This is a genomic window from Brevundimonas sp. P2_A6, assembly GCF_056404975.1.
The window spans coordinates 440852-466237 of sequence record NZ_JBFUCZ010000002.1; the positions used below are offsets into that span (position 1 = coordinate 440852).

Annotated in this window: 23 protein-coding genes and 1 tRNA gene; 8 read left to right on the forward strand and 16 right to left on the reverse strand. The window is 66.4% G+C overall.

The features are described 5' to 3' along the window. Positions 1-9: 9 nt before the first annotated feature. Positions 10-651 carry a LysE family translocator gene (locus AC1DW4_RS07630; RefSeq protein WP_477016647.1) on the reverse strand — a complete coding sequence of 214 codons (642 nt, stop codon included), beginning with the start codon at positions 649-651 and terminating at the stop codon, positions 10-12. 124 nt (positions 652-775) lie between these two features. Here AC1DW4_RS07630 and clpB point away from each other — a divergent pair, with 124 nt between their 5' ends. After that, on the forward strand, positions 776-3364 hold the full coding sequence (gene clpB, locus AC1DW4_RS07635; protein WP_477016648.1) for an ATP-dependent chaperone ClpB: 2589 nt from the start codon (positions 776-778) through the stop codon (positions 3362-3364). 9 nt (positions 3365-3373) lie between these two features. Here the strand turns inward: clpB and AC1DW4_RS07640 are convergent, their stop codons facing one another. After that, the gene (locus AC1DW4_RS07640) at positions 3374-4003 is read right to left on the reverse strand and encodes a hypothetical protein (RefSeq protein ID WP_477016649.1); all 630 of its coding nucleotides are present in this window, start codon (positions 4001-4003) and stop codon (positions 3374-3376) included. Positions 4004-4598: 595 nt separating this feature from the next. Between AC1DW4_RS07640 and AC1DW4_RS07645 the strand changes: the two genes are divergently transcribed. Beyond that, a complete protein-coding gene (locus tag AC1DW4_RS07645) occupies positions 4599-5246 on the forward strand; it encodes a Fic family protein (RefSeq protein WP_477016650.1) in 648 nt (215 codons plus the stop codon). 136 nt (positions 5247-5382) lie between these two features. Here AC1DW4_RS07645 and AC1DW4_RS07650 read toward each other — a convergent pair whose 3' ends face one another. Beyond that, complete coding sequence (locus AC1DW4_RS07650) at positions 5383-6540, reverse strand: zinc-dependent alcohol dehydrogenase (RefSeq protein WP_477016651.1); 1158 nt, start codon at positions 6538-6540, stop codon at positions 5383-5385. Between the two features lie 561 nt (positions 6541-7101). Beyond that, positions 7102-8601: a phosphomannomutase/phosphoglucomutase gene (locus AC1DW4_RS07655; protein ID WP_477016652.1), complete on the reverse strand. Its 1500-nt coding sequence runs from the start codon at positions 8599-8601 to the stop codon at positions 7102-7104. A gap of 122 nt (positions 8602-8723) precedes the next feature. Between AC1DW4_RS07655 and AC1DW4_RS07660 the strand changes: the two genes are divergently transcribed. Genes AC1DW4_RS07660 through AC1DW4_RS07670 form a run of 3 tightly spaced genes read left to right on the forward strand, consistent with a single transcriptional unit; the run spans position 8724 to position 11164 of the window. Continuing rightward, positions 8724-9767: a serine hydrolase domain-containing protein gene (locus tag AC1DW4_RS07660; protein WP_477016653.1), complete on the forward strand. Its 1044-nt coding sequence runs from the start codon at positions 8724-8726 to the stop codon at positions 9765-9767. Between the two features lie 54 nt (positions 9768-9821). Beyond that, positions 9822-10538, forward strand: coding sequence for a 2,3-diphosphoglycerate-dependent phosphoglycerate mutase (gpmA, locus tag AC1DW4_RS07665; RefSeq protein WP_477016654.1), 717 nt, complete (start codon positions 9822-9824; stop codon positions 10536-10538). Continuing rightward, on the forward strand, positions 10535-11164 hold the full coding sequence (locus AC1DW4_RS07670) for a bifunctional diaminohydroxyphosphoribosylaminopyrimidine deaminase/5-amino-6-(5-phosphoribosylamino)uracil reductase RibD (RefSeq protein ID WP_477016655.1): 630 nt from the start codon (positions 10535-10537) through the stop codon (positions 11162-11164). The genes gpmA and AC1DW4_RS07670 overlap by 4 nt, the downstream gene beginning before the upstream one ends. 278 nt (positions 11165-11442) lie before the next feature. Here the strand turns inward: AC1DW4_RS07670 and hisS are convergent, their stop codons facing one another. The 5 genes from hisS to AC1DW4_RS07695 all read right to left on the reverse strand — a co-directional run bounded on the left by hisS (position 11443) and on the right by AC1DW4_RS07695 (position 16272). After that, complete coding sequence (gene hisS, locus AC1DW4_RS07675) at positions 11443-12951, reverse strand: histidine--tRNA ligase (RefSeq protein WP_477016656.1); 1509 nt, start codon at positions 12949-12951, stop codon at positions 11443-11445. A 116-nt stretch (positions 12952-13067) separates the two neighbouring features. Further along, positions 13068-14312, reverse strand: coding sequence for a DUF418 domain-containing protein (locus tag AC1DW4_RS07680; RefSeq protein ID WP_477016657.1), 1245 nt, complete (start codon positions 14310-14312; stop codon positions 13068-13070). Positions 14313-14368: 56 nt separating this feature from the next. Continuing rightward, the gene (locus AC1DW4_RS07685) at positions 14369-14851 is read right to left on the reverse strand and encodes a phthalate transporter (protein WP_477016658.1); all 483 of its coding nucleotides are present in this window, start codon (positions 14849-14851) and stop codon (positions 14369-14371) included. A 95-nt stretch (positions 14852-14946) separates the two neighbouring features. Further along, positions 14947-15828 (reverse strand): 3-hydroxybutyryl-CoA dehydrogenase, encoded by an 882-nt coding sequence (locus AC1DW4_RS07690; protein ID WP_477016659.1) that lies wholly within the window; start codon positions 15826-15828, stop codon positions 14947-14949. 111 nt (positions 15829-15939) lie between these two features. After that, on the reverse strand, positions 15940-16272 hold the full coding sequence (locus AC1DW4_RS07695) for a YggT family protein (RefSeq protein ID WP_477016660.1): 333 nt from the start codon (positions 16270-16272) through the stop codon (positions 15940-15942). A 137-nt stretch (positions 16273-16409) separates the two neighbouring features. Between AC1DW4_RS07695 and AC1DW4_RS07700 the strand changes: the two genes are divergently transcribed. Together AC1DW4_RS07700 and trhO are read left to right on the forward strand one after the other, a co-directional pair. Continuing rightward, positions 16410-16485: transfer RNA gene (locus tag AC1DW4_RS07700), tRNA-Ala, on the forward strand. A 54-nt stretch (positions 16486-16539) separates the two neighbouring features. Then, complete coding sequence (gene trhO / locus AC1DW4_RS07705; protein WP_477016661.1) at positions 16540-17508, forward strand: oxygen-dependent tRNA uridine(34) hydroxylase TrhO; 969 nt, start codon at positions 16540-16542, stop codon at positions 17506-17508. A 13-nt stretch (positions 17509-17521) separates the two neighbouring features. On the opposite strand, the gene AC1DW4_RS07710 is transcribed toward trhO, so the two are convergent. From AC1DW4_RS07710 to AC1DW4_RS07730, 5 genes are all read right to left on the reverse strand, one after another. Next, positions 17522-17809: an HPr family phosphocarrier protein gene (locus tag AC1DW4_RS07710; RefSeq protein ID WP_477016662.1), complete on the reverse strand. Its 288-nt coding sequence runs from the start codon at positions 17807-17809 to the stop codon at positions 17522-17524. A gap of 2 nt (positions 17810-17811) precedes the next feature. Continuing rightward, positions 17812-18216, reverse strand: a complete 405-nt coding sequence (locus AC1DW4_RS07715; RefSeq protein WP_013267681.1) for a PTS sugar transporter subunit IIA — start codon at positions 18214-18216, stop codon at positions 17812-17814. Between the two features lie 109 nt (positions 18217-18325). Then, positions 18326-18763 carry an HPr kinase/phosphorylase gene (locus AC1DW4_RS07720; protein WP_477016663.1) on the reverse strand — a complete coding sequence of 146 codons (438 nt, stop codon included), beginning with the start codon at positions 18761-18763 and terminating at the stop codon, positions 18326-18328. After that, positions 18760-20388, reverse strand: a complete 1629-nt coding sequence (locus AC1DW4_RS07725; RefSeq protein WP_477016664.1) for an ATP-binding protein — start codon at positions 20386-20388, stop codon at positions 18760-18762. Before AC1DW4_RS07725 ends, AC1DW4_RS07720 begins: the two co-directional genes overlap by 4 nt. Then, a complete protein-coding gene (locus AC1DW4_RS07730; protein WP_477016665.1) occupies positions 20357-21061 on the reverse strand; it encodes a response regulator transcription factor in 705 nt (234 codons plus the stop codon). Before AC1DW4_RS07730 ends, AC1DW4_RS07725 begins: the two co-directional genes overlap by 32 nt. 196 nt (positions 21062-21257) lie before the next feature. Here AC1DW4_RS07730 and AC1DW4_RS07735 point away from each other — a divergent pair, with 196 nt between their 5' ends. Further along, positions 21258-22967, forward strand: coding sequence for a hypothetical protein (locus AC1DW4_RS07735; RefSeq protein WP_477016666.1), 1710 nt, complete (start codon positions 21258-21260; stop codon positions 22965-22967). A gap of 9 nt (positions 22968-22976) precedes the next feature. Here AC1DW4_RS07735 and AC1DW4_RS07740 read toward each other — a convergent pair whose 3' ends face one another. Together AC1DW4_RS07740 and AC1DW4_RS07745 are read right to left on the reverse strand one after the other, a co-directional pair. Continuing rightward, positions 22977-23270: a TFIIB-type zinc ribbon-containing protein gene (locus tag AC1DW4_RS07740; RefSeq protein WP_477016667.1), complete on the reverse strand. Its 294-nt coding sequence runs from the start codon at positions 23268-23270 to the stop codon at positions 22977-22979. A 97-nt stretch (positions 23271-23367) separates the two neighbouring features. Next, positions 23368-25356, reverse strand: coding sequence for a CASTOR/POLLUX-related putative ion channel (locus AC1DW4_RS07745; RefSeq protein ID WP_477016668.1), 1989 nt, complete (start codon positions 25354-25356; stop codon positions 23368-23370). Positions 25357-25386: the final 30 nt, after the last annotated feature.

Below are 25386 nucleotides of genomic sequence, written 5' to 3' on the forward strand. Positions count from 1 at the left end.
CGGCCTCGCTCAGCCGCGCGTCTCCCACGCCATCCAGACCGCGACCACGGCAATTCCCAGCGCCATCGCACCCCGGGTCCAGCCTCCTCGGACGCGCCCGGCGGTCATCGCCGCGACCCGCGACGCCCCCAGAACGATGGAGCCGTGAACCATCACGGCGACCGCCAGATGCAGCGATCCCAGCATCAGGGCCTGCGACAGCGGCGATCCGTGGTCGGGGCGGATGAAGGTCGGCAGCAGGGCGATGTAGAAGACCGCCGCCTTGGGATTCAGCAGATTGCCGGTCAGCCCGCGCAGGAAGAGGCCCCGCCGCGACCCGTCGTCGGCCGCCGGGTCCGCCCCGGCCTTGCCGCCACGCCAGGCGTCCCACGCCAGCCACAGCAGAAACGCCACCCCGGCCCAGCGCACTGTCTGGAACGCGACCGGCCAGATCAGCAGCACCCGCGTGAGCCCGAAGGCCGACGCCACCATCCACACCGCCAGGCCCAGGGTGATGCCCGCGACTGCCGCCAGCCCGGCCTGTCGCCCCCGCGCCGCCGCCACCAGCGCCAGCCAGCCCATATTCGGCCCCGGTGTCAGCTCGATCAGCGATACCGCCACCAGAAAGGGCAAGATGACGGACGGATCGACGGGCCAGATGGCGTGGGACATGGCTGGACCCTAGCGCCATCCGCCCCCCTTGTGTGGCTCGCGGCCCACGACCACCTTTGCCCCAGATCAAGGCGTCGCTTCGTGTGAGGGCGTCAGGGTAACTTCCGCCATCCGGGGAACACAGATGAATCTCGACCTCTATTCCGACCGCGCCAAACAGGCGGTCCAGTCCGCCCAGTCGCTGGCCCTGGCCAGGAAGCACCAGCAGTTCGCCCCCGAACACCTGCTGAAGGTGCTGCTGGAGGAGCGCGACGGCCTGGCCAGGAACCTGATCACCTCGGCCGGCGGCGATCCCGGCAAGGCGACCGACGACGCGGAAGGCCTGCTGAAGAAGCGGCCCCAGGTCGAGAGCGCCAACAGCCAGCTCTATCTCGACGGTGCCACCGCCCGCGTCTTCGCCAAGGCCGAGGAAGCCGCCAAGAAGGCCGGCGACGCCTTCGTCACCACCGAACGCATCCTGGCCGCCATCGCGCGCGAGGGCGGTCCCGCCGGCGACGCGCTGAAATCCGCCGGCGTCACGGCAGACAAGCTGGACGCCGCCGTCGCCGATATCCGAAAGGGCAAGACCGCCGACTCCGCCGGGGCCGAGGACGCCTATGAGGCGCTGAAACGCTATGCCCGCGACCTGACCCAGGCCGCCCGCGACGGCAAGATCGACCCCGTCATCGGCCGCGACGAGGAGATCCGCCGCACCATCCAGGTCCTGGCCCGCCGCACCAAGAACAACCCCGTCCTGATCGGCGAGCCCGGCGTCGGCAAGACCGCCATCGTCGAGGGTCTGGCGCTCCGCATCGTCAACGGCGACGTGCCCGAGAGCCTGAAGGACAAGACGGTCATGGCCCTCGACATGGGCTCCCTGATCGCCGGCGCCAAATACCGCGGCGAGTTCGAGGAGCGGCTGAAGGCCGTGCTGGGCGAGGTCACGGCCGCCGAGGGCCAGATCATCCTGTTCATCGACGAGATGCACACCCTGGTCGGCGCGGGTAAGGGCGACGGGGCCATGGACGCCTCCAACCTGCTGAAGCCCGCCCTGGCGCGCGGCGAGCTGCACTGCGTCGGGGCCACGACGCTGGATGAATACCGCAAATACATCGAGAAGGACGCGGCCCTCGCCCGTCGCTTCCAGTCGGTCTTCATCGACGAGCCCAGCGTGGAGGACACCGTCTCCATCCTGCGCGGCCTGAAGGAGAAGTACGAGGTCCACCACGGCGTGCGGATCTCGGACAGCGCCATCGTCGCCGCCGCCACCCTGTCGAACCGCTACATCACCGACCGCTTCCTGCCCGACAAGGCCATCGACCTGATCGACGAGGCGGGCTCCAGAGTCCGCATGGCCGTCGATTCCAAGCCCGAGAGCCTGGACGAGATCGACCGCCGCCTGGTCCAGCTGAAGATCGAGCGCGAGGCCCTGAAGAAGGAGACCGACACCGCCTCCAAACTCCGCCTCGAGAAGCTCGACGACGAGATCAGCGACCTGCAGGTCGAATCCGACGCCCTGACCACCCGCTGGAAGGCCGAGAAGGACAAGGTCGGCCAGGGTGCCCAGCTGCGCGAGACGCTGGACCGCCTGCGCGCCGAACTGGCGGCGGCGCAACGCAACGGCGACCTCGGCCGTGCGTCAGAGATCGCCTATGGCCAGATCCCCCAGATCGAGAAACAGCTGGATCAAGCCGAGGCCGACGAAAACTCGGGCGGCGGCCCGCTGACGCCCGAGGTCGTCGACGCCGAACAGATCGCGGCCGTCGTCTCGCGCTGGACCGGCGTGCCCGTCGACAAGATGCTGGAGGGCGAGCGCGAGAAACTGCTGTCGATGGAGGACGCCCTGCGCGGCCGCGTCGTGGGTCAGGACGCGGCATTGGAAGCGGTCGCAGATGCTGTCCGCCGGGCGCGCGCGGGCCTGAACGACCCCAACCGCCCGCTGGGCAGCTTCCTGTTCCTCGGCCCCACCGGCGTCGGCAAGACCGAGCTGACCAAGGCGCTTGCCGCCTTCCTGTTCGACGACGAGACCGCCATCACCCGCATGGACATGTCGGAATACATGGAGAAACACTCGGTCAGCCGCCTGATCGGCGCCCCTCCGGGCTATGTCGGCTATGACGAGGGCGGCGCCCTGACCGAGGCGGTGCGCCGCCGCCCCTATCAGGTCGTCCTGTTCGACGAGGTCGAAAAGGCCCACCCCGACGTCTTCAACGTCCTGCTTCAGGTGCTGGACGACGGCCGCCTGACGGACGGGCAGGGCCGGGTGGTCGACTTCAAGAACACCCTGCTGATCATGACCTCCAACCTCGGCTCCGACGCCCTGGCCAACCAGGGCGAAGGCGACGACGTCGAACAGGTCCGCCCCTACGTCATGGAGGCCGTCCGCGCCCATTTCCGGCCGGAGTTCCTGAACCGCATCGACGAGATCATCCTGTTCCGCCGCCTGGGCCGCGACCAGATGGCCGGCATCGTCCGCATCCAGCTGGCGCGGCTGGAAAAGCTGATGGCCGACCGCCGCCTGACCCTGTCCATCGACGACGGCGCCCTCGCCTGGCTGGCGGACAAGGGCTACGACCCCGTCTACGGCGCGCGCCCGCTCAAGCGCGTCATCCAGAAGGACCTCGTGGACCCGATGGCCAAGAAGCTGCTGGCCGGAGAGCTGGAGGACGGCTCGGTGATCGCCGTGTCAGCGGGGGCGGACGGGCTGGAGATCGGGAAGGCGCGGGTGCATTAGCGCCCGCATCTAACCTGCAACCCGGATATAGGCCTCTTCCAGCATTTCCAGTTTGGCAGCCAAGCTTCCGTGGCCGTCGTCGATTTCTGCGGTGCTAAGAGCGTAGGTTAGGCCTCGGCGCACATCGGTGACTTCAAACAGGTCGTTGTCATTCGCCTCTACCCCTTGGCGCATCAACGCACATCCGAAATGGGCAGCGTCGAGGCCAAGTGCCGGGGTCTTGTTGTTCCAGATCAAGCCCCAGTGCTTTCGCCCGTCGCGCTCAAAACTAAAGTGAGCCTTGGTGCCAGCCAACAAAACCCCCTTGGGTGCCGATATGGGGTTGGTCAGTTGGACCGCTCCAGCCTCCCAGGTGCCCGTCCCAAGATAGTCGATGAAGTTTGAGAACGCTTGACCGAACTCCGACCGAGCGGCGGCGGTGGGCAGTGAAGCGATAAACTCCAAGCATTGAGCGAGGGATCGCCGCTTTCGAAGGTAGCTAAGCAAAAAAGTGAAAACGGTACCGTGCGGATTTATTACACCGCCTCGCGCTCGACTTTTCATCGCGCCGGTTAAATCTGCGCCTTGAGCCTGCGCCCATTTCACTGCGGTTCCGAGACCGATCCTGGTTGGGATCGGATTGTTACGCTCACTCGACATTCGGACATCTCCGACTCAAGAGTTCTTGTTTCGTTCAATTTATACCGATGTTCTGGCACTCGCAAGTGTTGAGCAGCAATACGACAAAGTCGGTCGCATGCCTGGCGGCGGATCGATTTTTATTTCAGACGATATGTCAAAGAATCGGGCTTGGGCGTTTTGCCTTTGGCAAGCCAGAAAATTGGGGACGATGCCGCATCTTGTGGGAGAATCACGGAATCCCCACTTGACTTAGTGGATAAGAATCGCCCGGTTTTCGATTCAAGGTTCTCAAATGAGGAACTTTTCGATAACATTTAGGGTACGGTCGGCATTATCCTTCGGAGCGAATCACATGGCAGCACGCAAAGCATTTTTGAGGACCGCCCCTCAGGATGAGGGATTCCAGCAGCTTCTGATTGAATCCGCTCGGACGGGTGTGACTGAAGCTCAGCTTAAAGAACAGCGCATTAGCTTCGCGTACGGGAACGCGCCTGCTGATTCGAAAAGCACTAAAGATTCAGTTCGCCAAGCGTCTGAACACCAGCATCTAGTACCTGCGTAAACATCAATCGCATGGGTAGGGGCTCGGCTCACGCTGGGCCCCTTTTTTTAAATGATCGTACTAGAAGCGCACGACCCCGAACTATACAGGTCAGTTCAAGAAAAAAATCTGATCCGTCAGTACGATCTGCTGACAAACTGCATCGAGATCGGACTTAGGCAGGGCCATACCTCCTTCGACAAGTACGTACTTTGGGCGCTCAATCACTCTGCCGTTGCAAACATCTCTCAGTTTGGCGGCCGGTTTAGAGAAGAACCTATATACGTCGGAAATCATATTCCACCTCACTTTAATGCGGTGCCGGATTTGATGGATCGGTTCATTTCAACCATCCACGAAAACTGGCCGAACATGACGCCAACCGCAGCGGCGGCCTACGGGCTGTGGCGCTTGAACTGGATTCATCCGTTTATCGAGGGCAACGGCCGGACCGCGCGGGCTGTTTGCTATTATCTTCTGTGCACTCGCGCAGGAGGATTGCTCCCAGGACGAAAGATTGTTCCAGAGCGGATTCGGGAGAATCGCGAACCTTATTACGCTGCCCTTCAAGCGGCAGATCGAGCTTGGGCACAGGGGCATTTGGACTGTTCGGAACTGGAGAATTATCTGATTGGCCTTGTCAGAGACCAGCTTCAGGACGCCGGTGTTGATGACCCGCCAGTAGAAGAAAATCCAGATGTAGCGGCTCCTCCCAGGTGATGCGGACTTGATGCCATTCGAGCCGAGCCCCAGGCGGCCTATGCCTCGACAGTGACAATGTCCTCACCCAACCAACGAGAAGGCCCCCGCGTCTCCACGGGGGCCTCCGGTCTCCTCGCCGTCGCGCGCCCGCGACCTAGGGGTTGATGACGACCTTGATGCAGCCGTCGTTCTTTTCCTGGAACATCTTGTAGGCGTCGGGGCCGTCTTCCAGCTTGATCTTGTGGGTGATCAGGAAGCTGGGGTCGATCTCGCCGTCCTCGATGCGGCGCATCAGGGGTTCGAGGTAGCGCTGCACGTGGGTCTGGCCGGTCTTCAGGGTCAGGCCCTTGCCGACGAAGGCACCCATCATGGTGGGGATGACGCCGACGAAGACGCCGGGCAGGCTGATGGTGCCGCCGGGGCGGCAGGCGACGATGGCCTCGTTCAGGGCATAGGGGCGCTCCATCTCGCCGGCGACGGTCTCCTGGACCTTTTCCATCAGGCCGCCCGAGCCGTGGCTTTCCAGGCCGACGGCCTCGATCACAGCGTCGGGGCCGACGCCGTGGGTCAGGGTCTTGATCCGCTCCTGCAGGTCGCCGTCGGAGAAATCGATGGTCTCGGCCCCGGCGTCGCGGGCCAGCTGCAGCCGCTCGGGCACCTGGTCGATGGCGATGACGCGCTCGGCCCCCATCATGAAGGCGGATCGGATGGCGAACTGGCCGACGGGGCCGCAGCCGAAGACGAGGACGGTCTGGCCGGGCTGGATGTCGGCGTTCTCGGCCGCCATCCAGCCGGTCGGAAAGATGTCGGACAGGAACAGGACCTGGTCGTCGGTCAGGCCGTTCGGCACCTTGATCGGGCCGACGTCGGCATAGGGGACGCGCAGGTATTCGGCCTGGCCGCCCGGGATGCCGCCGTACATGTGGGTGTATCCGAACAGGCCGGCGGTCGGATAGCCGGTCTGCTTGGCCTGTTCCGCGCCGTTGGGGTTGGACCGTTCGCACACGGAATAAAGCCCGCGCCGGCAATAGTCGCATTCGCCGCAGCTGATGGTGAAGGGCACCACGACGCGGTCGCCGACCTTCAGTTTCTGGTTGTCCTTCCCGACCGCGACGACCTCGCCCATCGTCTCGTGGCCCATGACGTCGCCGGACTTCATGCCGGGAACGAAGCCGCCGTACAGGTGCAGGTCCGATCCGCAGATGGCGCAGGAGGTGACGCGGATGATGGCGTCGCGGCCGTCCTGAATCTCGGGGTCGTCCACCGTCTCGCAGCGGATGTCGCCCTTGCCGTGCCAGCATAGCGCTTTCATGTCGATCTCCTCTGGGATGAGGAGAGGGAAGGCGCGTGGAGGCGGGCCGTTCCTAAGTCGGGTGTCCGACATCCGGCAACGAAATGTCCGCGTTCGCGCTCAAAACGCCTGCGATTTCAACGCCCGTCCGGTTTAATGGGGCCTCGAACGCGCCCGCACTCAAAACCCCTTTATCCTCTTCCCGTCCCGTCGCATGGGGAAGGCGTCCTGGGCCCAGGACCCGGACGCGCGACGGGGTCGATCGCAGGGTATGCCGGGGCGAAACCCCGGGTCCGGCGGCGCACTGGGCGTCGTCGCCTGTCGTGGGCTTGAAATTCGGGTCGAGGACTAATCGGGTACGGCCAAGGCGGCGGGGAAGTGGCCCCGTCGCTCCCGACGAACGACATCCCGCCCCCGAAAGCTTGCGAAAACCGGTCGAGCGGAGCCACGGCGACCACGCCGAAACTCTTTTACAGGCGGCCGTCGGCGACGGCGTCCGCCACGGTCCCGGGCGAGATCGCCATGGCTCCGCCGCTTCCCCGCCTCTCCCGGCCCTTTGGTCAGGGAGCGTAGACGCCTGCCTTAGATTTCCTGGTTGTATTCCCCGACCTCGGGGTGGGCAGCCAGGCGGGGTTTGACCTCCTGCTGGAACAGGGCGCGCATGTCGTCTTCGGACCGCATGGATTCGACCACGACCACCAGTTCCGGCTTGTTGGAGGAGGCGCGCACCAGCACCCACGAACCGTCCTCCAGATGCACGCGGGCACCGTTGACGGTGATGACCTCGACGATCTTTCGGCCCAGGATCGATCCGCCCTCGGCCCCCAGCTTCTCGTATTCGGCGACGACCTTGGCCAGGACGTCGTATTTGATCTCGTCGTCGCAGTGGGGCGACATGGTCAGGCTGGTCCAGGCGTCGGGTAGGGACGACTTCAGCTCGAACAGGGTCTTGCCCGGGTTCCGGTCCATCATCTGCAGGACGGCGGCGGCGGCCACGATGCCGTCGTCGTATCCACGGCCGATCGGGTTGGCCAAAAAGAAGTGTCCCGACTTCTCGAACCCGGCCAGGGCCCCCAGCTCGGCGGTCTTGCGCTTGATGTAGCTGTGCCCCGTCTTCCAGTAGACGGTGGTCGCGCCGTTCGCGGCCAGGACTTCGTCGGTCTTGTACAGGCCCGTCGATTTCACATCGACGACGAAGGTGGCGTTGGGATGAAGCGCCGACAGGTCGCGGGCCAGCAGCAGGCCGATCTTGTCGGCGAAGATCTCCTCGCCGGTGTTGTCGACCACCCCGCAGCGGTCGCCGTCGCCGTCGAAGCCCAGGGCCAGATCGGCGCCTGTCTCGCGCACCCGATCCGCCATCTGCATCAGCATGGCGTGATCTTCCGGGTTCGGATTGTATTTGGGGAAGGTCCAGTCCAGGTCGGTGTCCATCTCGATGACCTCGGCCCCCATGCGGCGCAGGGCCTCGGGCGCAAACGCCCCGGCCGTGCCGTTGCCGCAGGCGCAGACGACCTTCAGCGGGCGGGTCAGCTTGATGTCGCCGACGACCTCGTCCCAATAGCGTTCACGGAAGTTCTCGACCCGCTCCAGACGACCGCCGGGCCGGGCCACGCCGGTGCCGGACAAGACGATCTCCTTCAGCCGACCGATCTCCTCGGGGCCGAAGGTGACGGGCGGGTTGGTCCCCATCTTGACCCCGGTCCAGCCGTTCTCGTTGTGGCTGGCGGTGACCATGGCCACGCAGGGGGCGTTCAGGGCGAACTGGCCGAAATAGGCCATGGGCGACAGGGCCAGGCCGATGTCCAGCACCTCCATCCCGCCTTCCAGCAGGCCCAGGATCAACGCCTGTTTGACGTTGATCGAATAGGACCGGAAGTCGTGGCCCACCACGATGCGCGGCTGGACCCCCGTCTCGTGGACATAGGTCGCCAGGGCCAGACCCAGGGCCTGGATGCCCAGCAGGTTGATCTCCTTTTCCAGGATCCAGCGGGCGTCGTATTCGCGGAAGCCGGTGGGCTTCACCAGAGCGGTGGTCTCGTACTCGAAGGTGTTCGGGACCAGGTCCTGGCGGGGCTTCTGCATCGGGGCGTCCTCGGGGAGAAAGGTCTGACCGGCGCGGTATAGCCGCAGGGTCGGGGGCGGACAACAACGCGCGACCGGTGGTATGGCTGCGACGGAATGGGGGGTTCGAGGGGATGCGGACGATGAAGGCTTTGAAGATCGCGGCTCTCGCGCTCGCCGTGTCTCTGGGTGCGGTCGCGGCGCAGGCCCAGACGGCGGCGGACGGTCTGGCGGCCATGCAGGCGCGGCTCGCGGCGTCCGACGGCTACTCCGGCGTGTTCGGGGTGATCCGTGACGGCCAGAGTGCGGTCGCGGCGACCCCACGGGCCGATGGGACCTATCCCGTCGATGTCGCCACGCCGGTGCGCTGGGCCTCGGTGTCCAAGATGATCACGGCCATCCTCGTGTTCCAACAGATCGATGCCGGGACGATCGGCCTGGACGCGCCGGTGTCCACCTATCTGACGAACACGTCCCTGCCCAACGGCGACCGCATCACGATCCGCCAGTTGATGGCCCACCGGTCGGGACTGGCCGCCCAGGCGGACACGCCCGACGCACCTCCCGGCGACCTGATGCAATACTGCATGACGGCCGCGGCGGAACCGGGCTCGGTCTTCCTCTACAACAACTGCGATACCATCGTGCTGGGCAAGGTGCTGGAGGCGGTGACGGGCACGCCCTTCCTCGATCTGGTCAATGCCGGCATCGGCACGCCCCTGGGCCTCAGCGTCATCCTGCCGGAGGAACCCCGCATCGAGGCGACGATGGAAGATGGCACGGCCGAGGCGCGCGTCTGGGCCTCCGCCTTCGGCCCCTCGGGCGGGCTGTACGGCACGCTCGGCGATCTGCTGAAGATCGACGCGGCCCTGATCGACGGTCGCCTGATCTCGCAGGCGTCGCTGGACACCATGCTGACCGGCGATCCGGCCTCAGGATATGCCGCGCTCAGCGTCTGGTCCTATTCGCCCGATCTGGGCGGCTGCATCGGCAAGACGCGGCTGGTCGAGCGCTATGGCGAGATCGGCGGCGTGCAAGTCCGCAACTTCCTGCTGCCGGACCTGAAGATCGCGCTGGCGACCTATTCCAACGATCACCGGACCGCCTTCGGCGAGGTGTGGCAGGGGCGGGGACTGTCGATCGACCTGATCCGGGCGGCGGCGTGCGGGGCACAACCCGCCGCTTGACCGGACCGGGAGCGCGCCCTACCCCGGTAGGCCGTTTCCGGAGAGCTCGCATCCATGCCACGACTGATCCTGCTGCGTCACGGCCAGAGCCAGTGGAACCTCGAGAACCGCTTCACCGGCTGGGTCGACGTCGATCTGACGGCCGAGGGCGAGGCCCAGGCGCGACGCGGCGGCGAGCTGATTTCGCAGGCAGGCTTCAAGCCCGCCGTCATGTTCACCTCCGTCCTGACGCGGGCCAGGCGGACCGGCGCCCTGGCGCTGCAGGCGGCGGGTCTGACCGACGTGCCTGTCATCGCCGACTGGCGGCTGAACGAGCGGCACTACGGCGGCCTGACGGGATTGGACAAGGCCGAGACGGCGCGTCTGCATGGCGAGGATCAGGTGAAGATCTGGCGGCGCAGCTATGACATCCCGCCGCCGCCTCTGGAGGCCGGCAGCGAATGGGATTTCGCCGCCGATCCCCGCTATGCCGGGCAGGCCATCCCGGACACGGAAAGCCTGAAGACCACCCTGGACCGGGTCCTGCCCTACTGGAACGAGGCCATCGCGCCCCGGCTGGCGGCGGGCGAGGACGTTCTGATCGCGGCCCACGGCAATAGTCTTCGCGCGATCGTCAAACATCTGTTCGCCGTGCCGGACGATCGGATTGTGGCTGTCGAGATCCCCACCGGCAATCCGCTGGAGATCGATCTCGATGCGGCGTTGAAGCCAACGGCGGCGCGGTATCTGGATGCCGATCGGGCCACGCCGCTGCCGGGACTTCCTGCGTGAGCGACGTCGCCGCCGATCAGGTGCACATGCGCCGGGCCATCGATCTGGCCCTCGGGCGCATGGGGGAGACGTGGCCCAATCCGGCGGTCGGCTGCGTCATCGTCAAGGACGGCGTGGTCCTGTCGGAGGCGGCCACGGCTCCGGGCGGGCGCCCCCATGCCGAGGAACAGGCCGTGCCCGCCGCCGGGCCCGATGTGGCCGGGGCCACCGCCTATGTGACGCTGGAACCGTGTGGGGCCCGGTCGTCCGGCCGCGCCTCCTGCGCCCAGTTCCTGGCCGAAGCCGGCATAGCGCGGGTCGTCGTCGCAGCGCTGGACCCATCGCCCTTCGCCTCGGGACGGGGCACCGAGCGCCTGCGCCAGGCCGGACTGGTCGTCGAGACGGGGCTGATGAAAGACGAGGCCGGCGTGCTGTCCGAAGGTTTCCTGCATCGGCTGGAGACCGGCCGCCCCATGGTGCGGATCAGCGCAGACGGGACCGGCTTCGACGCCCGCTTCGCCGCGTCGCCGCGCGCCGATCTGGTGACGGAACTCAAGCGGCTCGGTGAGGCGGGCTATACGCGGCTGTGGACCGGTCCCGGCGAACTGGCCGACGCTCTGTCCGAGCAGAACCTGCTGACGCTCTAAGAGAGCGCTACCGCGAGCGTCTGCAAGCCGAGCGGAAGCGTCCTTCCGGGCATCGGGCGTGAAAAAGCCCGCTGCGGGGGATACATCGCAGCGGGCTTTCTCGCTCTCTGTGGAGCGGACGTTTCCTCCCCGAAACGCCTTCGTCCAGCGGCTGCGCCTTGCGGCACCGCGCCGTTCGAGTGAGATCAGATGACCGATCCGACGGCTTCAAGTCAATCAAACCGCACGACATTTCGCGGTCGCCGATGACTTATCGACGATAAGTCAAAATATTGGCGTCACGTTATCGAAGGATTGTCGATAATCTTGCGAATGGCTTGCACCAAGTCCGCGCGCGCGACTTTCAGCTGCCCGGGGCGTTCGGCCTTCCAGGCGTCATTGTCTGCGACCCCGGCGGCCAGCTGGCGACCGGCATCAAGGTCCTTGATCGTCACCTGACCGGCCGCGATCTCGTCGCCGCCCAGCATGACGACCGCCGGGGATCCGCGCCGATCGGCGTATTTCATCTGCGCCTTCATGCCCGCGCGGCCCAGGTAGAGCTCGGCGGCAATGCCGGCGGTCCTGAGTTCCGACACCGCGTCCAGATAGGCCTGCATGTCGTCCTGGCCGAAGACGATGACGACCACGGGCCCCCGTGTCGCGCTGTCCGTTCGACCCGCCGCCCGCAAGGCCGACGCCAGCCGGGAGACGCCGAAAGAGAAGCCCGTCGCCGGCGTCGATTCATCCGTGAAGCGCGCCACCAGGTCGTCATACCGCCCGCCGCCGCCAATGGAGCCGAACCGAACGGGCCGTCCCTTCTCGTCGGTCGTATCCAGCAGAAGTTCGGCCTCGAACACCGCGCCGGTATAGTATTCCAGCCCGCGCACGATGGTGGGATCGAAGCGCACGGCGTCCTGGCTGACCCGCATGGACGCCAGCGCCCGGTCGATCCCGGCCAGTTCTTGCAGCGCCGCCTCCCCCGCCGGGCCGAGGCCGCCCGCACGGGCGATCGCGTCCAGCGTCTCGGCCCGGCTGCGCCTGCCGTCGCCCGCCGACCCCAGGAAGGCCTCGATCGTCGTGGCCACGCCCAGCGGCAGGTTGGCCCCCTTGGTATAGTCCCCGCTTTCGTCCAGTCGACCTTCTCCCAACAGGGCCGAGACGCCGGACCAGCCCAGCCGGTCGAACTTGTCGATGGCCCGGAGCGCGATCAGCCGCTGGCCCGGATCGGTCACGCCGCCCGCCTCGAACAGGCCGTCGAACAGCTTGCGGTTCGAGACGCGCACCACGGCCTGACCCGGTTGCAAGCCCGCGGCCTGGAGACCTTCGCAAGCCATGGCGATGATCTCGGCATCGGCTTCCGGTCGGTCGGAGCCGACGGTGTCGGCGTCGCACTGGGTGAACTCGCGGAATCGGCCGGGTCCCGGCTTCTCGTTCCGCCAGACGGAGCCGAAGGCGTAGCGGCGGAAGGGCTTGGGCAGGACTTCCCAGTTCTGTGCCGCGAACCGGGCCAGGGGCGCGGTCAGATCGTAGCGAAGCGCCATCCACTGGCCACCCTCGTCAGGGCCGGTGTCGTCCTGAAGCGCGAACACGCCCTCATTGGGCCGGTCGGCGTCCGGCAGGAACTTGCCCAAGGCGTCGGCATATTCGAACGCTCCCGTATCCAGCGGCTCGAACCCCCAGCGCTCATAGACTTCCGACACCCGCTGAACGATCTGGCGCTCGGCGATCAAGCCGGGGCCGCGACGATCGGCGAATCCGCGCGGGCTTCGGGCTTCGGGGCGGGCAGGGGTCGGCGCGGCGTCGGTCATGGCGGGGGTGTTTAGAGGGATTAGGGATTAGGGACTAGGGATTAGGCGGCAGGTGGAGCGCGAAGTCGCACGCACGTTCGACTCGGCCCAATCCCTGGTCCCCAATCCCTCTCGCCCTAATTCCGGATCGGGACCATCCGCCCGTAGGTCAGGCAGCGCCACACCCATTCCAGCGGTCCCATGCGGAAGGCGGACAGCCACAGTGGCGACCAGATCAGCTGGACGACCCACACCGCCGCGACGATCCCCCACAGCGGGGCGGGCTCCACCGAGCCGAACAGGCGCGGCCCCCAGGGCATGTAGAACAGCGTCGTCATGATCAAGGTCTGGCTCAGGTAGTTGGTGAAGGCCATCCGCCCCACCGGGGCCAGCCGCCGCGTGACGATGCCAAGGCCGTGCCGTGTCATCAGGATCAGCAGCCCCACCCAGGCCAGGGTGATGAAGGGAGCCAGCGCCCCCAGCACGCTGTCGGCGACCAGCACGTCCTTGGGGGCCATGGCCGGGTCGAGAACCATCCAGTGGACGACACCGAACGCCGCCAGGATGGCGATGCCGATCGTCAGCGCCCGGACATAGGCCCAGCCTGACGCGCGCCCCGCCAGATAACCGGTCTTGAACAGCCCGAGGCCCAGCATCATCAGCCCGACCGTCGGGAAGACCAGGATCAGCAGACTGGCCCCCTGCAGCATCGCCCACATCTTCAGGTTCTCGAACATCGCGCCCGACCAGGACGTCCGGACGCGCTGGATGATCTCCAGCGTCGCGGCCTGACCCTTGACGACGGTTTCAGCGAAGGCGGCGGCCGACGGGCCGGGGTGGATCAGCGCGGGTATCGCCTCGCCCGCGGCGACGATGAGAGAGAAGACGCCGACCATGGCGCCGCCGACCCACAGCAGGCGACGGGGCGACCACGATCGGCAAAGCGCCATGAACAGCCCTGACCATGCGTAGAGCAGCAGGATGTCGCCAAACCAAAGCGCCAGGCCGTGAAGAAGGCCGAACGCCGCCAGCACCAGCAGACGTCGCCTCAAGATCGCGCCACGGTTTCGGTCGGACCGCTCGCCCCCCACCAGAAAGACCGAAACGCCGAACAGCATCGAGAACAGCGTCCGGCACTTGTCATGCAGGAAGACGTCGACGACCCAGATGGCCCAGCGATTGTCGCCTTCCATGGAAAACGGAACGGTGGCGGATGACGTGTCCATCATGCCCGGCCAGGCGAAGGCGATGGCGTTGACCGCCAGGATGCCCAGCACGGCGAAGCCGCGCAGGATGTCGAGCGCCTGAATGCGATCGCCCGCATCGACGGGTCCGAGGATCGGAGACGAGCGCTTTTCAACCCCACGGGTGTTTTCGGTCATCGGCGGCTCCCCCAAGCCGGTTCAGGACCGTGATCCTTGCAGGATCACGGGCGTCCTCAGAACGGCGTCCGCGGCGGAGCGGACGACATCACGCCCAGACGGTCGCGGACCTTCTCGGGAGCCGGCATGAAGGCGAGGTAGGCGGCGCACAGCCCGGCCCACAGCGCATAGCTGACACCCACCAGGATCGCGACAGGCAGGCCACCGACGCCGTAGATCAGAAGCACCGTCTCGGTCGATCCGACGGCTTCCAGCGGATTGGCCGAGCCGAACCAGCCCAGGATGGTCATGGTCAACGCCAGGACCACCTGCAATGCAGCGGCCAGGAGCCCGCCGTACAGCATGAAGCGCCAGACGATGCCCAGACGCGTGGCCGGTCGACCCGTCCGCCGACGTTCCCGGGCGATGAGCCAAAGACCCAGCGGCACCCCGATCAGACCGATCAGGACGGCCAGCAGCCGAAAATCGAACTCGCGGCCCGGCAGCCAGTTCTGGGGCGGCCAGACCAGGAAGGTCAGGATGAACGGGGGCCACAGCACACCGGCCAGGATCGCAAGGGCTATCGCCGGTCGCGTGCGCCTCCAGGTCACCGTTGTCTGGCCTGGAAACCTCGACGGTGTGTCGAAGCGCGACATCATCGGGTGGGCACCGGAACGTCGCCCGAATAGTCGTAGAAGCCACGACCGGACTTGCGCCCCAGCCACCCGGCTTCGACATATTTCACCAGCAGCGGACAGGGACGGTATTTGCTGTCGGCCAGGCCCTCGTACAGCACGTTCATTATGGCCAGGACGACGTCCAGCCCCATGAAGTCGGCCAACGCCAGTGGCCCCATCGGGTGGTTGGCGCCCAGTTTCAGCGCCTTGTCGATCGAGGCGACGTTGCCGACGCCTTCGTACAGCACATAGATCGCCTCGTTGATCATCGGCACCAGGATGCGGTTGACGATGAAGGCGGGGAAATCCTCGGCGTTGGTCGTGGTCTTGCCCAGGCTCTCGGCAAAGGCGACCGCGGTCTCGTAGGTCGTGGCCGATGTGGCGATGCCGCGGATGATCTCCACCAGCTTCATGACCGGGGCCGGCTTCATGAAATGCAGGCCGATGAACCGGTCGGGCCGGTCGGTCGCGGAAGCAAGGCGTGTGATCGATATGGAGGAGGTGTTCGACGCCAGCAGGGTATCGGGACCCAGATGCGGGACCAGATTGGCGAACACGGCCTTCTTGGTCGCCTCGTCCTCGACGGCCGCCTCGATCACCAGATCGGCCTTGCCCGCCTCGGCCAGCGTGCTGATCCCGGCGATCGCGGACAGCGCGGTGTCGGCCTGGGCCTGGCTCAGGATGTTGCGCTCGACCTGACGCGCCAGACTTGCACCGATGGCGGCGATCGCGGCGGGCAGGCGGTCGGCATCGACGTCGAACAGGCTGACGCCATAACCGCCCAGCGCCACGGCCTGGGCGATGCCGGCGCCCATCTGGCCGGCGCCGATGATGGCGACTGTCTTGATCGAGGAAGTCATGAAGTCGTGGTTTGAAACGGCGGTACGCCCGGTCGTCGGCACCTTAAGAGCCTATCGACGTGGTGCAAGGCTGGAATCGTGCGGTGCAGCATGAGGCCCGCCTTGTCGGTGTCAGACACCGCCGCCGAGCAGCATCGCCAGCGCGTTGCAGAACGGAGGCAGCAAATACCGCTGCACGCCCGAGATGATCAGCAGGGCGATGATCGGGGTGATGTCGATCCCGCCCAGCGGGGGGATGAAGCGGCGCAGCGGCGCAAGCAGTGGCGTGACCACGCTGTCGAGGAAGCTGGCCAGTTGGGCCACGAAACGATTGCGATAGTTGATGATGTCGAAGGCGAACAGCCAGCTGAGGATGGCCGAGATCACGATCGCCAGCCACAGAAGCTGAAACAGCGAGCCGACGATGAAACAGATGAAACCCGCGATGCCGACGCCGATACCCACGATGTGCTCCTGAAGCTTGTTCCGCCTGTCCTAGACGCCCCCGGCGAGAACGCCAAGGACGAGGGTGTCGCGCGGCTGGCCGATTGACACCCACGGCCTGCGCCGCCTATGTCCCGCCCTCGCCTTCACCCGGTAACGGGGCCGTAGCTCAGTTGGTAGAGCGCGTCGTTCGCAATGACGAGGTCAGGGGTTCGACTCCCCTCGGCTCCACCAATCCTGCGGCGCAGGATTGCCCTTCCAAGTCTCGGGCGAAGGAGGCTGTTGGCCATGACACACCCCATCCGCGTCGCAGCCCTTTATCGGTTCGCCACTGTGAGCAAGCCGGAAGGCCTGCGGAATCGACTCGAGGCGCTGTGCGGCGAGGACGTGCGCGGAACCCTGCTGGTCGCCCACGAGGGCATGAACGGGACGGTCGCGGGGTCGCCAGGCGCGATCGCTCGCGTGATCGACGGACTGCGCGCCGAGCCGGGGTTCGCCGACCTCGACGTCAAATACAGCACGGCCGAACGGATGCCGTTCCATCGGCTGAAAGTCCGGGTGAAGGCCGAGATCGTGACGATGGGACAGCCGGACATCGACCCCGTGCTGGACGCCGGGACCTATGTCGCGCCCTCGGACTGGAACGCCCTGATCGCGGACCCCGACACCGTCGTCATCGACACCCGCAACGAGTACGAGGCCGACGTCGGGGCCTTCGAGGGTGCGGTGCAGCCCAATACCCGGTCGTTTCGCGACTTTCCCGACTGGTTCGAGCGAGAAGGGCGTGTCCTGCTGGACCGCCCCGTTCTACCCAGGGTCGCCATGTACTGCACCGGCGGCATCCGTTGCGAAAAGGCGACCGCGTACCTGAAGGCGCGAGGGGTGGCGAACGTGCACCACCTGCAGGGCGGCATCCTGCGTTATCTGGAGACGGTGCCCGCAGGACAAAGCCTGTGGCAGGGCGAATGCTTCGTCTTCGACGAGCGTGTCGCGGTCGGCCATGGGCTGGAAGCGGGCACGCACAGCCTGTGCCGGGGTTGTCGGATGCCGGTCAGCAAGGCCGGGCGGGCGTCCACGAACTTCGTCGAAGGGGTCTGCTGTGATCGTTGCCACGACACGCTTAGCGACGAACAACGCGCGGGTGCCCTCGAACGCGATCGTCAGGTCAAGCTGGCCGAGCAACGGGGCCAGGCGCACATCGGGGCAAAACAGCAGGGCGCGGGCACAAGCAGCGAGGCTCCGCGAGCCGAGCGGTAGCGCCCCTAACGTATCAGACGTCCTCGTCGAAGCGGCGGGCGACCAGATCGGCCAGGGCCTCGATCGCGGCGTCGGCGTCGGAGCCCTGCGCGGTGACCTCGATCGAACAGCCGTTCCCGGCGCCGAGCATCAGCAAGCCCATGATCGAGCGGGCGTCCACCGTCGTGCCGTCGCGCGTGACCTGGATCTCGGATTCGAAGCTGGAGGCCAGTTTGACGAACTTGGCCGAGGCCCGGGCATGCAGGCCGCGGGTGTTGCAGATGTTGGCGGTGGTCCGCGCGGTCGGCAGGGTCTGGCCCACGGCTATTTCTCGCCCGCCAGAACCCATGAGGCGACGGAGATGTATTTGCGGCCCGCGTCCTGGGCGTGGGCGACGCAGGTCTCCAGGCTTTCGCGCGTCCGCACGCTGGCCAGCTTGATCAGCATGGGCAGGTTCAGACCGGCGATGACTTCGGCGTGGGTCTGCTCCATCACCGAGATGGCCAGGTTGGAGGGCGTGCCCCCGAACATGTCGGTCAAGAGGATGACGCCCGAGCCGTCGTCGACGGCGGCGGCGGCATCGACGATGTCCCGCCGGCGGCGTTCCATGTCGTCTTCCGGCCCGATGCAGATGGCCGCGACGCCGCGCTGAGGGCCGACGACGTGTTCCATGGCGGACAGGAACTCCGACGCCAGTCCGCCGTGGGTAACGATCACCAGGCCGATCATGCCGACCCCATCCTGAAGGCGTTCAACTGCGAAGCATCCCGTTCACACTGCATCGGTGCCCCCCGGTCCGATCCGCAAGCCGGCCTAGATAAAGGAAACCCGCGCCGGATCAAAGCCGCCTGATGGCGAGCGTCAGGGTTTCCACAGCGGAAGCGGGTCGGATGTCCAGCGCGAGGCGGAAGAGAGTCACCCCCGCGATGGTCGCCGTCCGCGGCTCCGGCAGGCGCTCCACGCTGCATTGCGCACACTCCACGACAAGGACGACCCGGCCCACCGGCCTGTGTGCGGCCGGGAGAATGCCCAATCCGCGCGCCTCCATCCGTCCAGCGATGGTTTCGATCGGCGCGGCGAAGAGAGACCCGTCGGAGGCCCACGCATGGACATAGTCATCGCCGATCAGCCGCCAGCCGCGGGCCATCAGTCTCAGGGCGAGATCGCTCTTGCCGCTGCCGGAAGCGCCCATCAGCAAGACCCCCTTCCAGGTCTCCGCGTGATAGGTCGCGACGGCGGTGGCATGGATGGGCGACGGGAGGGCGGACAGCGTCACCCCCGGCGACCGGCGGCCGGCAGGGTCACCTCGAAAACGGCGCCCCGGCTCGCGCCGGCAGGGTCGGGGCGGTTGCTGGCGATGACGCGCCCGCCATGGGCCTCGACGATCTGGCGCACGATCGACAGGCCGAGGCCGGAGTTCGACCCGAAAGCGGTGCCGCGCGGTCGCGACGTGTAGAATCTCTCGAACACCGTCTCCAGGTTCTCGGGCGGGATGCCCGGACCGTCGTCCTCGACCCGGATCGACAATGGGCGGTCCGGATCGGTGTCGTCCCGGCGCACGGTCACGCGAACCGGTCGATCCGCCGGGCTGAAGGAGCGGGCGTTGTCGATCAGGTTGCGGAAGACCTGACCCAGTGGACCGTCCCGCCCCATGACGCGCGCCGGTCCCTCGAGCGCGATATCAAGATGCACAGCCGCTTCCCCAGGCTTTCCGGTCGTTTCGTAGACGCCGACGATGTCGGTCAGCAGGGCGGCGAGATCGACGGGGCGCGGGCGGTCGCGGGACAGTTCCGCATCCAGGCGCGAGGCGTTGGAGATGTCGGTGATCAGGCGGTCCAGGCGTTTGACGTCTTGTTGCAGGACCAGGGTCAGACGGTCGCGCTTGTCCTTGTCCTTGACCAGATCAAGGGTTTCCAGCGCCGAACGGATCGAGGTCAGGGGGTTCTTGATCTCATGCGCCACATCGGCGGCGAACCGTTCGATCGCATCCATCCGGGCCGACAGTGTCTCGGTCATGGATTCCAGCGAGCGCGCCAGGTCGCCGATTTCGTCGCGACGATCCTCGAGGTCAGGCAAGGAGATGGCGCGGGCGCGTTGCAGCCGGACCTGATCGGCCGCCGCCGACAGACGCATGACCGGCCGGGCCACGAACAGGTGCAGCAACAGGCTGGCCAGCAGGTTCACCGCCAGCGCGACGAGGGCGAACGGCACCAGCGCCCGGCGCTGGGCCCCCAAGATCTGGTCGACGTCCCCGGCCTCCAGGGTCAGGACGCCGAGAACCTGTTGCACGTGGCGCACCGGCAGGGAGACGGACACGACCCGGTCTCCGTTCTCCGACCGACGAACGGTCGCCTGCGGATCGCCGCCCAGGGCGGCCTCGATCTCCTGGCCCAGAGCGGTGTTGGCGCGCGACAGATTGGCCTGTTCCCGCGCGGGATCGGCCTTTTCCTCAGGCGGGGATCCCGCCGGGAGGGCGGGTGGCAGCGGCTCGCCCGGGATCTTGTCGGACACCGCGAAACTGTCCGACACCAGCAGGCCATAGCTGTCGTAAAGTCGCGCTCGCTGGCCGCTGGGGATGAAGTTGTCGCGCAGCCAGCGACTGGCCTGGATCGGGTCCAGGGTCGGCTCCGGCTCGCCTTCGGTGATGCCCAGCTGGCCCAGGACGTTCGACAGCAGCTCAGCCTGGACCATCAGGCTTTCCTGCCGCGCCTGGACGAGCCCCCGGTTCCATTCATTCAGCGCCAGGGCCCCGCCGAACAGGATCAGCAGGCTGAGCAGATTGAGCGCGAGGATCAGCCCGCCGAGCCGCGAGCCGCCGAAACGGATCAGGCGTCGGCGAAGCGGTGTCTCGTCCGCCCCGTCCAGACCGTCAGCTTTCGCGGTAGCGATAGCCGACGCCATACAGGGTCTCGATTGCGTCGAACTCGGGATCGACGACCCGGAACTTCTTGCGCATCCGCTTGACGTGGCTGTCGATGGTGCGGTCATCGACATAGACCTGGTCGTCGTAGGCGGCGTCCATCAGGTTGTCGCGGCTCTTCACGAAGCCGGGCCGCTGGGCCAGGGCCTGCAGCAGCAGGAACTCGGTCACCGTCAACTTGACCGGCTTGCCGTCCCAGGTGCTTTCGTGGCGCGCGGGATCCATCAGCAGCTTGCCGCGTCGGATCGCCTTGCCGCTGATCTCGGCCGAGGGTTCCGGCTCGCCGCCGTCGCCACCCGAGCGACGCAGCAGCGCCTTGACCCGCTCGATCAGCAGACGCTGGCTGAACGGCTTGTGCATATAGTCGTCGGCACCGAGGTTGAAGCCGAGGATCTCGTCGATCTCCTCATCCTTGGACGTCAGCATGATGACGGGGATCTGACTGGTCTGGCGCAGGCGGCGCAAGACCTCCATGCCGTCCATGCGGGGCATCTTGACGTCAAGGATGGCGAGATCGGGCGGCGACGCTTCCAGCGCCTCCAGCCCCGTGGCCCCGTCGTGATAGGCGACCACCTTGTGGCCGTGGCTTTCCAGCGCCAGCGACACGGATGCGACGATGTTCTCGTCGTCGTCCACCAGGGTGATATTGGCCAAATCGGTCTCCTCGTCAGTTCCGGCACGGATCGGACCCGACCGATGTCGGGAGCGACTGAACGCACGGCAAGCGTAACCGTTCGCCCGCGAACGCGGTGACTTTACGGCCACAGTTCGTTGCTGACCAGATTTCGTTCGCGAAACCGGACCTTAAACCCTGGTCGGTAAGGTTATCGCTCAACGTCGAAGCGAGACCATGGCCGGACCCGTCCATTACGAGCTCTATATCCGCAAGACGGCCCCCTCGCCGTGGACACTGATGCAGGCCACGGAAAACCGCCAGCAGGCGATCGAGGCCGCCGAGGAAATCCTGCGCGACAAGCATGCCGTGGCCGTCCGGGTCACCAAGGAGACGCTCGATCCCGATACCATGGAGTTCAACAGCGTCACCGTCCTGACCAAGGGCGCGCCGGAAGCGCCCAAGAAGCGGGTCGTGGACGACGCGGACCGGCCCAACTGCATGGCCCCGGCCGACCTCTACACGCCGCACGCCCGCGAACTGCTGGGGCGGGTCCTGGAAGACTGGCTGATGCGGAATGGGGCCACGCCGTTCGAACTGTTGCACCGCCCCGATCTGGTCGAAAAGCTGGAGGCCTCGGGGGTCGAGGTCCAGCACGCGATCCAGAAGGTCGCCATCCCCGAAAGCCAGGCGACGGGCCAGCCCGCCCATGACCTGATCCGCCATTACCAGCGGTTGACCGAACAGGCGATGGAGCGGGTCGTGACGGCGGGACGCAAGGGGACGTTCCCCGACCTGGCCAACCGGTCGCTGGCCGACGTCGCCCACCGGCTGGCGGGAACGCCGGACCGGGCCTTCGTCATGGGCGGCGTCATTGCCGGGGCACTGGTTGGCGTCAGGGGCGCGCGGGCGCGACTGGACCGGCTGATGGACCTGGCCGACCGGGCACCGATGGAGGGCGCGCCGCGCGCCCTGGTCATGGTCGGGATCGAGCAGATCCTGGTCGAACTGCTGGGCGCGCGGACCGGTCTGGCCGAAATACTGGGACCCGCCCTGGATCAGGGCGGCAGCCTGGCGGCCGTTGTCCGAATGGTGGCCCCGCGCGAGATCGAGGCCCTGATCGCCATGGATCCGCGCATGGCCCTGTTGATGCCGGCCGTGGACGGCGCCGCGGCCCGTCTGGGTCAGCGGCTCGATGCGGGGGAATACCCCATCCTGGGGGCGTCCCTGGCCCGGATGGTCCTGCGCGAGTTGCAGGGGCCCCGCCGCTTGCGCCCCTCCGATGCGCCGGGAGAGATCGACATCCTGCGCACCCTGGCCATGTCGCTGACGGCGACGGCCGGGCGGTTGCTGACGCTGGAAGAGGTCCAGAACGCCTTTATCGAACGGTCCAAGAGCCTGGTCACCGCCGACTTCGTCCAGGCCTATGTCGTGTCGTGCGAAACGGTGCTGTGCGAGGCCGAGCAGCTGACCCGCCTGTGCGAGAACGTCACGGGGTCGTCGAACAAGCGCTCGGCCGCCCGCTGGCTGGCCGCCTGCGTGACCTCCTTGCGGTTCGAAAGCGAGATGCGCGGGTCCGGCCCTACGCCTGCGCGCAAGCTGCAGGTCCTGGCGCAGCTGCAACGCTCGGTTCGCGCCGCGGCCCTGTCCCAGCACGATACCGAACAGATCGGTGGCGCGATCGGCGTGGTCGGCGGCGTGATAGAGGCGGAGGCCAAACTGACGGCGCAGTTGGGGCGTGCGCCGGCGCCGATCCCTCAGAAACTGTCGGCCCTGCTGAGGCTGGCGGCGGGCGAGACCGCCCCGTTCGGCCCGGCCGCCGACCGCGCCAAGGCCGAGGCGATCAAGCTGTTCCGCGCACCCGAGGCGCGGGCATCGCTGACGGCCTCGCCCGAAGCCCTGGCTCCCTTGAAAACCTTGATGCGCGCTGCCGGGCTGGCGGCCTAGACCGTCTGTTCAGTCGAAAATGTCAAAGAGGCTGTCGCGCTTCTTCTTCTTGTAGTGGCGGTCGTCGTCGCGATAGCGCGGCAGTTCGCGATAGGGCTGCTGGGTCTGGCCCCAGGGCTGGCCTTGCGTTGGCGGTGCGTAGGCTTCGGAAGAAGGTGGCGCCGGCGTGCCTTCCATCAGCTTTTCCAGTTCACCGCGATCCAGCCAGACACCCCGGCAGGTCGGGCACATGTCGAACTGGACGCCATTGCGATCCAGCGTCTGCATCTGGGCATTGTCATTGGGACACATCAGAAGCGGCATCGGCGTCTCCTATTGAGAATAAGTCTCAATGCCAGTTCGGGTCGCCGGTGCCAAGCGGCGGGGTGTCGCACGACCCCGCCGCGTCGCTTGCCTGCGGTCAGTCCTCGGCCAGCACGATGACGCGGTCTTCCGGCAGATACTCCAGTGAGTCCGACTTGTTCGGATTGACCACCACACCGCCCATGTTGCGGCCGTCGTCGTCCTCGCTCTCGCGCTTCCTGCGATAGCCGATCGCCGTCTCGCCGCGCTGACGGGCGGCCTCCGCAATCGTGTAGAAGCTCACCGGTCCCGACAGATCCACATAGTCGCCCACCGGGCGCATGTAGATTTCGGATCCGTCCTCATCCAGCAGGTCGTCGAAGATGGACGACAGGTATTCGTTCTCCGAGGCCTGGGCCAGCATCAGGCTGACCAGCTTGTTGGACACCACGAAGTCGTCGGCACGGGTCACCTCGGCCAGTTCGCGATTGCGGATGTCGATCATCTCCGAGACGACGGAGATGTGAGTGCCGAGCCGCTCCGACAGTTTTCTCAGATGCAGCAGGGTGATCAGCGTACGGGTATCCGCCGACTGGGCCTCCATGCTGTCCGAGTAACCCAGCACCATGATGCTGTCGTAGCTGACCGGGTCCAGGGCCTCGATCGAGGCCGAATGGCTGGTGTCGATGGTGCGGGCCTCGACCTTCATGTTCTTCGATCCCAGCGGCATCGTCAGGATTTCCTGCTCGAAGCCCGGCGTGTCGCCCGCCACGGTCAGGACCGAGCCCGGCCGCACATATTTGGACAGCTCATAGGCGATCATCGGCCCGCGCCGGTTCCAGCCGATAATCAGGGTCCGCTCGGCCTTCCTGCGCACCGCCTTGGGCTGGCGGATGGCGGAGGTATCGACGGCGTCGTCAGGCAATGGGGTCAGTTTGATGGAGGCGTCGTCCTCGGCGATGATGATGGCGCGCGCCCCTTCGGGGATCACCGTGTCCATCGCCGGGTTCATCTTCACCGTGCCGTCGGCATAGCGCAGGCCGATCAGGGCCGAGTCCTCATAGCCCATGACCGCGTCGCCATAGGTGACCCCGACCAGGTCCTCCAGCTCGGTCGTGTAGATTTCGCAGCCGTCGAAATCGAGCAGTTCAGAATAGACGGCCGACAGCCCGGCCTGGCGCGACGATTGCACCACGATGCGCGAGATCAGGTCGTCGGCCAGCACCAGCTGGACCTCGTCGCCGCCCACGATGCGGGCGACCTCGGCGTTCCGCGCGTCGCGCAATTCGGCGGCGATCAGATAGCGTTCCTCGCGGCGCTTGGGGTCGTTGGTCAGGGCCAGAACCGTCTTGATGACCTGGCTGTCCGGATCGTCGACGCCTTCGGGCGAGACCACGATGATCGAGCGGCAGGCCTGGGGGTTGACGATCGACAGGTCGAACAGGTCGGTCGGATCGCCCGACCGGCAGATGATCTGCGTGTTCTTGAGATCGGCGACCTTGTCGGCGATCTCGTCCTCCATCTCGACCTTGTCCTTCGTGGCCATGATGACGATGCGCGGAGCCTTCCGGCTTTCGTTGGCGATGACCAGTTCGGAGATGATGTCGAAGATCGAGGCCGACCAGTTCAGGATGATGGTGTGATCGGTCTCCAGCACGCGCGAGCGACCCTTCCTGGCCTCGTCGATCTTGGCGTCCAGCCCGGCCGAGATGATCGAGATCAGGGCCGAGAACACCAGGATACCCATCATGGTCACGAAGATGTTCAGGGCGCGGAACGGCCAGCCGGCGTCCCCTGCGACCGTCCCGGCGTCCATGGTCCGCATCAGCGACTGCCAGGCCGCCTCGAAGAAGTTGTAGCCTCCGTCCGGTCCCATGTGGGTGATCGCCAGCACGGTCGCGGCGAACACGATCACGATCAGGGTGACGATGCTGAGCCAGCCGACCAGCGCGACCGGCCCCCCGGCCATCGACTTGTCGAAGCCGTACTTCAGCCGTTCGCCCAGACTGACGTCGCCGACGTTCTGAGCCTTGGTCGAGTTCGGCTTGGCGTTAGTCGCGCCCTTGACGGCGCTGCGGGCGGCATTCGCCCGAGTGAGAGAGCCCATGGTCGGCTGTCGATCCCAAGAATTCCGCCG

Coding starts and splice junctions, on each gene's coding strand:
- clpB (WP_477016648.1), top strand. CDS start 776: ATGAATCTCGACCTCTATTCCGACCGCGCCAAACAGGCGGTCCAGTCC.
- AC1DW4_RS07650 (WP_477016651.1), bottom strand. CDS start 6,540: ATGAAAGCGCTATGCTGGCACGGCAAGGGCGACATCCGCTGCGAGACG.
- hisS (WP_477016656.1), bottom strand. CDS start 12,951: ATGACCGACGCCGCGCCGACCCCTGCCCGCCCCGAAGCCCGAAGCCCG.
- AC1DW4_RS07745 (WP_477016668.1), bottom strand. CDS start 25,356: ATGGGCTCTCTCACTCGGGCGAATGCCGCCCGCAGCGCCGTCAAGGGC.
- AC1DW4_RS07660 (WP_477016653.1), top strand. CDS start 8,724: ATGAAGGCTTTGAAGATCGCGGCTCTCGCGCTCGCCGTGTCTCTGGGT.
- AC1DW4_RS07655 (WP_477016652.1), bottom strand. CDS start 8,601: ATGCAGAAGCCCCGCCAGGACCTGGTCCCGAACACCTTCGAGTACGAG.
- AC1DW4_RS07735 (WP_477016666.1), top strand. CDS start 21,258: ATGGCCGGACCCGTCCATTACGAGCTCTATATCCGCAAGACGGCCCCC.
- gpmA (WP_477016654.1), top strand. CDS start 9,822: ATGCCACGACTGATCCTGCTGCGTCACGGCCAGAGCCAGTGGAACCTC.
- AC1DW4_RS07690 (WP_477016659.1), bottom strand. CDS start 15,828: ATGACTTCCTCGATCAAGACAGTCGCCATCATCGGCGCCGGCCAGATG.
- trhO (WP_477016661.1), top strand. CDS start 16,540: ATGACACACCCCATCCGCGTCGCAGCCCTTTATCGGTTCGCCACTGTG.
- AC1DW4_RS07680 (WP_477016657.1), bottom strand. CDS start 14,312: ATGACCGAAAACACCCGTGGGGTTGAAAAGCGCTCGTCTCCGATCCTC.
- AC1DW4_RS07640 (WP_477016649.1), bottom strand. CDS start 4,003: ATGTCGAGTGAGCGTAACAATCCGATCCCAACCAGGATCGGTCTCGGA.
- AC1DW4_RS07645 (WP_477016650.1), top strand. CDS start 4,599: ATGATCGTACTAGAAGCGCACGACCCCGAACTATACAGGTCAGTTCAA.
- AC1DW4_RS07715 (WP_013267681.1), bottom strand. CDS start 18,216: ATGATCGGCCTGGTGATCGTTACCCACGGCGGACTGGCGTCGGAGTTC.
- AC1DW4_RS07725 (WP_477016664.1), bottom strand. CDS start 20,388: ATGGCGTCGGCTATCGCTACCGCGAAAGCTGACGGTCTGGACGGGGCG.
- AC1DW4_RS07630 (WP_477016647.1), bottom strand. CDS start 651: ATGTCCCACGCCATCTGGCCCGTCGATCCGTCCGTCATCTTGCCCTTT.
- AC1DW4_RS07740 (WP_477016667.1), bottom strand. CDS start 23,270: ATGCCGCTTCTGATGTGTCCCAATGACAATGCCCAGATGCAGACGCTG.